The following is a 6,428-nucleotide window of genomic DNA, read 5'->3' as shown; positions in this document are numbered from 1 at the left end:
AACTACGCCGCCGCCAACACCTTCCTCGACGCCCTCGCCCACCACCGCCACACCCACGGACAACCCGCCACCAGCCTCGCCTGGGGACTCTGGGACGGGGGCGGCATGGGCGAGCGGCTGACCGCGACGGACCTCACGCGGCTGCGCCGCTCCGGGATCGTGCCGATGCCTCCGGAGGAGGCGCTGCGGATGCTGGACACGGCGCTCGGTTCGACGGAACCGCTGCTCTATCCGGCGCGGCTCGACCTGAACGCCCTGCGGACCCTCGCGGCCGGCGGTACGGGCCCGGAGCCGCTGCTCGGCCTGGTGCGGGGCGGGCCGGCGCGGCGCAGCGCCTCGGCGGGCACGGGCGCCCGGCCCGGCGGCGCGGTGCCGCTCGCGGACAGGCTCGCGGCGACGCCGGCGGAGGGGCGCGAGGAGCTGGTGCTCGGTCTGGTGCGGGAGCACGTGGCGGCGGTCCTCGGGCACGGCTCGCCGGACCGGATCGACGCGGAACGCGGGCTTCTGGACCTCGGCTTCGACTCGCTGACGGCGGTGGAGTTCCGCAACCGGCTGGGCGCCGTGACGGGGCTGCGGCTGCCGACGACGGTGGTCTTCGACCACCCCACGCCGGCGGCGCTCGCCCGGCACCTGCTCGGCGAGCTGGCCGTGGCGGCCGCTCCGGCGGGGCCCGCGGGCCCGGCCGATCCGCTGGAGGCGATCGGGCGGCTCGAGGAGCTGCTGCGGCAGCACTCGGCCGGCGCCGACGCCCGGGACGCGGCGGAGGCGGCCGAGATCACCCAGCGGCTGCAGTCCGTGCTGCAGGACTGGCACGGCCTGACCGCCTCCCTCGGGGGGCCGGCGGCCGACGACCTCGGCTCCGCGACGGACGACGAGCTCTTCGAAGCCCTCGACAAGGAGCTCGGCCTGTCCTGATCTCCGCCCCGGCGCCCGGCGCCGTCCCGTCCATCTCCCCTTTTCGACAGCAGTGAAGGTTGAGCTCCCGTGGTGAACAACGCTCCCGTGGCGAACGTGGCGAACAACGAAGACAGGCTCCGCGACTACCTCAAGCGGGCGACCACCGACCTGAGACTGGCGCGGCGCCGGATCTCGGAGATCGAGCAGGCCCGGCACGAGCCGATCGCGATCGTCGGCATGGCCTGCCGCTACCCGGGCGGGGTGTCCTCGCCCGAGGACCTGTGGAAGCTGGTCAGCGAGGGCACGGACGCGATCGGTCCCTTCCCCGAGGACCGGGACTGGGACGAGGACCTGTACCACCCCGACCCGGAGGCCGTCGGCAAGTCGACGACGGCACGGGGCGGATTCCTCTACGACGCGGCGCGGGCGGACGCGTCCTTCTTCGGGCTGAGCCCGCGCGAGGCGATGGCCACCGACCCGCAGCAGCGGCTGCTCCTGGAGACGGCCTGGGAGGCGTTCGAGCGGGCCGGGATCGACCCGACGACCCTGCGCGGCAGCGACACCGGCGTCTTCGCCGGGGTGATGTACAACGACTACGCCTCGCGGCTGCGGCCGGCGCCCGAGGAGTACGAGGGCTATCTCGCCGGCGGCAGCCTGGGCAGCGTGGCCTCGGGCCGCCTCGCCTACGTCTACGGTCTCGAAGGCCCCGCCGTGTCCGTGGACACCGCCTGCTCCTCGTCGCTGGTGGCCCTGCACCTGGCGGTGCAGTCGCTGCGGCAGGGCGAGTGCTCGCTGGCCCTCGCGGGCGGCGCGACGGTGATGGCCACGCCCAACACCTTCGTGGAGTTCAGCCGGCAGCGCGGTCTCTCCGCCGACGGCCGGTGCAAGGCCTTCTCCTCGACGGCCGACGGCACCGGCTGGAGCGAGGGCGTCGGCCTGCTGCTCGTCGAGCGGCTCTCCGACGCCGTCCGCAACGGCCACCCGGTCCTCGCCGTCGTGCGCGGCACCGCGACCAACCAGGACGGCGCGAGCGGTCGGCTGACGGCGCCGAACGGCCCGTCCCAGGAGCGGGTGATCCGCCAGGCGCTCGCCAACGCCCGGCTGACGTCCGACCAGGTGGACGCGGTCGAGGCGCACGGCACCGGCACGACCCTGGGCGACCCGATCGAGGCGCAGGCCCTGATCAACACGTACGGACGCGAGCGAGACGCCGAACACCCGCTGTGGCTGGGCTCGTTGAAGTCGAACATCGGCCACGCGCAGGCCGCGGCCGGTGTCGGCGGCGTCATCAAGATGGTGATGGCGATGCGCAACGGCAGGCTGCCGCGCACGCTGCACGTCGACAGGCCGACGGACCACGTCGACTGGTCGGCGGGCACCGTACGGCTGCTCACCGAGGAGCGGCCCTGGACGGCCGCCGACGGGACCCCGCTGCGGGCCGCCGTGTCGTCGTTCGGCATCAGCGGCACCAACGCGCACGTCGTGATCGAGCAGGCGACGGAGCGGACCGCCGAGCGGCACGCGGAGCAGCCCGACGGCGGCCCGGCCCGCCAGGACGCGGCGGACGCCGAGGCCCCCGCGGCCATCGGCGACGGTGCGGACGCCGACCCGGCCGGCGCCCGGCAGCCGACGGCCGAGGACACCGAGCTCCCGTGCCTCCCCTGGCTGTTGTCGGCGAAGTCGGAGCAGTCCCTGCGGGAGCAGGCACGCCGCCTGCACGCGTACGCGACCGGGCACCCGGACACCCCGTCGCAGGAGGTCGCGGGCGCGCTCGCGGCCCGTACCCTCTTCGGTCACCGCGCCGTCGTCGACGCGGCGGGCGACCGCGAGGCGCTGCTCACCGCGCTGGAGGCACTCGCCGAGGGCGCCGAGGCCGCCGGACTGACCACCGGCTCCGCCCTTCCCGGAAAGACGGCTTTCCTCTTCACCGGCCAGGGCAGCCAGCGCCTCGGCATGGGCCGCGAACTGTACGACTCCCACCCGGTGTTCGCCGCCGCCTTCCACGAGGTGTGCGACCGCTTCGACGCGATCCTGGACCGGCCGCTGCACGAGGTGATGTGGGGCCAGGACGCGGCGACGCTCAACCGGACGCAGTACGCGCAGGCCGCGCTCTTCACCCTGCAGACCGCGCTCTACCGGACCCTGGAGCACCACGGCGTGGTCCCCGACGCGCTGATCGGCCACTCGATCGGCGAGATCGCCGCCGCGCACGCCGCCGGCGTCCTGGACCTGCCCGACGCCGTCACGCTGGTCGCGGTCCGCGGCCGGCTGATGCAGGCCGCCCGCGGCGACGGCGCGATGCTGGCCGTGCGCGCCTCGGAGGAGGAGGTGCGGGAGGCCCTCGTCGGCGTCGAGGGCGATCTGGACGTCGCGGCCGTGAACGGCCCGGAGGCCACGGTGATCTCCGGCGCCCAGGACGCGGCCGAGGCGGTGGCGCAGCACTTCGCGGCGCTCGGCCGCAAGACCACGCGTCTGACGGTCAGCCACGCCTTCCACTCGGCCCACATGGACGAGGTCCTGGCCGACTTCCGCACGGCGATCGAGGGCCTGACCTTCCACGCGCCGAGGATTCCGGTGATCTCCAACGTGACGGGGCTGCCTGCCACCGGCGACGACCTGGTCACCCCGGCCTACTGGGCGAACCACATCCGCCGGGCCGTCCGCTTCCACCCCGGCATCCAGCACCTCGAAGCCGACGGCACCAGCCGCTTCCTGGAGCTCGGGCCGGACGCGACGCTCACGGCGCTCGCCCAGGACACGCTCACCGGGCCGGCCGTCCTCGCGCCGACGCTGCGCAGGAACGCGCCCGAGTCCACGACCCTGGCCACCGCGCTCGCCCGTCTCCACACCGCGGGCCACACGCCCGCCACCTGGCGGCCCCAGGCCCCGGCGCCGTCCGTGGAGGGCCTGCCCACCTACGCGTTCCAGCGCGAGCGCTTCTGGCTGTCGCCCGGCACGGTGACGACGGACGTCGCGTCCGCGGGGCTCGTGGCCTCCGGGCATCCGCTGCTCGGCGCCCTGGTGGCGCTCGCGGACGGCGACCAGCTGGTGTTCACCGGCCGGATCTCGACGCGTACCCACGCCTGGCTCGCCGACCACACCGTCGCCGGCACCACTCTGCTTCCCGGCACGGCCCTCGCCGATCTCGCCCTGCACGCCGCCGGCCACACCGACACGCCCACGCTGGAGGAGCTCACCCTCGAATCCCCGCTGGTGCTGCGTGCGGACACGCCGGTGACCCTGCACGTCACGGTCGGCCCGGCGGCCGGCGACGGCAGCCGGACGATCGCCGTGCACGCGCGCACGGACGACGCCGAGGCCTGGACCCGGCACGCCTCCGGCACCTTGTCGGACGCGGCCGACGCGCCCGAGGAGCTGCCGTGGCCGCCGCCGGGCGAGCGCGTCGACCTCACGGGCGCGTACGAGGAGCTGCACGCCCACGGCTATGCCTACGGCCCCGCCTTCCAGGGCCTCACCGCGCTCTGGCGCGACGGCGACGACCTCTACGCCGAGATCGAGCTCCCCGAGGGCGTCGACGCCACCGGGCACACCCTCCACCCCGCCCTCCTCGACGCCGCGCTCCACCCGTGGGCGCGCGAGGTCATGGGCGAGGACACCGGGAGCGTGCTGCTGCCCTTCAGCTGGCGGGGCGTGACGCTGCACGCCGTGGAGGCCACCCGGGTGCGGCTGCGGCTGACCCGGACCGGCGAGGACACCGTACGGCTGCGGCTGACCGACCCGACCGGCGCTTCGGTCGCCACGGTGGCGGCCGTGACCGCGCGGGCCGGCACCCCGGCCGGTCTCCTGGCCGGCACGGACGGGTCCGGCGCCGGGCGGACGCCGCTGCTCCTGGTCGACTGGAAGCCGCTGCCCGCGGCCGGGTCACCGGCCACGGCGCCGGGGGCGGTCGCCGTTCTCGGCCCGGACCCGCTGGGCCTGGCGGAGGCGCTCGGCGCGCCGGCCCACCCCGATGCCGCCGCGCTGCACGCGGCCGTCGCGGCGGGCGCCGAGGCGCCGGGGGTCGTGCTCGCCACCTTCCTCGACGAGACCCCGGGCACGGACGCCGACATACCGTCGCGAGTCGAGGCGCTGAGCGTCCGGGCGCTCGAACTGACGCAGGACTGGCTGGAGTGGGAGTGGCCGGCCGGCGCGGCGGAGCCCCGGTTCGTGGCCGTGACCCGGGGCGCCGTGGCCGCCAGGCCCGGCCCGGAGATCCGGGACCTGGCCGCGTCCGCCGTGTGGGGCCTGCTGCGCGCCGCCCGCACCGAACACCCCGACCGGTTCGGGCTGCTGGACCTCGACGGCGTCGTCGAGGAGCGTACGGAGGGGCTGTCCGCCGCCGTGGCGGCGCTGCTCGCCGGGGACGAGCACCAGCTCGCGGTGCGCGACGGCGGTGTCCACGTGCCCCGTCTGGTGCGGGCCGACCGGGCGCCCGAGGTGCTCGTGCCGCCGAAGGACACCCCGTTCTGGCGGCTCGACGTGCGCGGCTCCGGCACCCTGGGCAATCTGGCGCTGCTGCCCGCTCCGGAGGCGGGCGCGCCGCTGGGCCACGGCGAGGTGCGGGTCCGGGTGCGGGCGGCGGGTCTGAACTTCCGTGACGTCCTCGTGGGTCTCGGGATGTACCCGGGCGACGAGGCGCGGATCGGCGGCGAGGCCGCCGGTGTCGTCCTGGAGACGGGGCCCGGCGTGACCTCGGTGGCGGTCGGCGACCGGGTGATGGGCCTGTTCCCGCTGGGCGCGATCGGGCCGGTCGCGGTCACCGACCACCGCTGGGTGACCCGGATGCCGCGGGGCTGGACGTTCACGGACGCCGCGGTGATCCCGGTCGTGTTCCTCACCGCGTACTACGGCCTCGAGGACCTGGCGAAGGTGCGCCCGGGCGAGTCGCTGCTCGTCCACGCGGCGACCGGCGGTGTGGGCATGGCCGCGCTGCAGCTCGCGCACCACTGGGGCCTGGAGGTCTACGGCACGGCGAGCAGGCCCAAGTGGGACGTGCTCCGTTCGCTGGGCGTGGCCGAGGACCGGATCGCCTCGACCCGGACGCTCGACTTCGAGGAGCGGTACCGGGCGGCCACCGGCGGCCGGGGCTTCGACGTGGTGCTGAACTCGCTGGCCCAGGAGTTCGTGGACGCCTCGCTGCGGCTGCTCGCGCCGGGCGGCCGGTTCCTGGAGATGGGCAAGACCGACATCCGCGACGTGGCCGAGGTGCGGGAGCGGTACGCGGGCGTGTCGTACACCGCGTACGACCTGATGCGGGTGGAGCCCGAGCGGGTCCAGGAGATGCTGGTCGAGCTGGTGCGGCTGTTCGAGTCCGGGGAGCTGCGGCGGCTGCCGGTGACCGCGTGGGACGTGAGCCACGCGCCGGAGGCGCTGCGCCATCTGAGTCAGGCCCGGCACACCGGCAAGGCGGTCCTGACGCTGCCGGCTCCGCCGGACCCGGAGGGGACGGTGCTGATCACCGGAGGCACCGGCGCCCTCGGCAGCCTCCTCGCCCGCCACCTCGTGACGAAACACGGCGCCCGCCACCTCCT

General features: G+C 75.6%; 2 protein-coding genes. Both read left to right on the top strand.

The genetic code is table 11. From position 1 onward, the window contains the following. The coding region (locus ACFYUZ_RS39080; RefSeq protein WP_389317943.1) for a phosphopantetheine-binding protein at window positions 1–915 on the top strand (915 nt) is incomplete at its 5' end. Between the two features lie 69 nt (window positions 916–984). Next, the coding region (locus tag ACFYUZ_RS39075) for a beta-ketoacyl synthase N-terminal-like domain-containing protein (RefSeq protein ID WP_389317940.1) at window positions 985–6,428 on the top strand (5,444 nt) is incomplete at its 3' end.

The organism is Streptomyces sp. NPDC004266, from assembly GCF_042874095.1.
Taxonomy (GTDB): Bacteria; Actinomycetota; Actinomycetes; order Streptomycetales; family Streptomycetaceae; genus Streptomyces.
The sequence above is the reverse complement of the archived record's forward strand: the minus strand, read 5'-3'. Positions and strand labels throughout refer to the sequence as shown.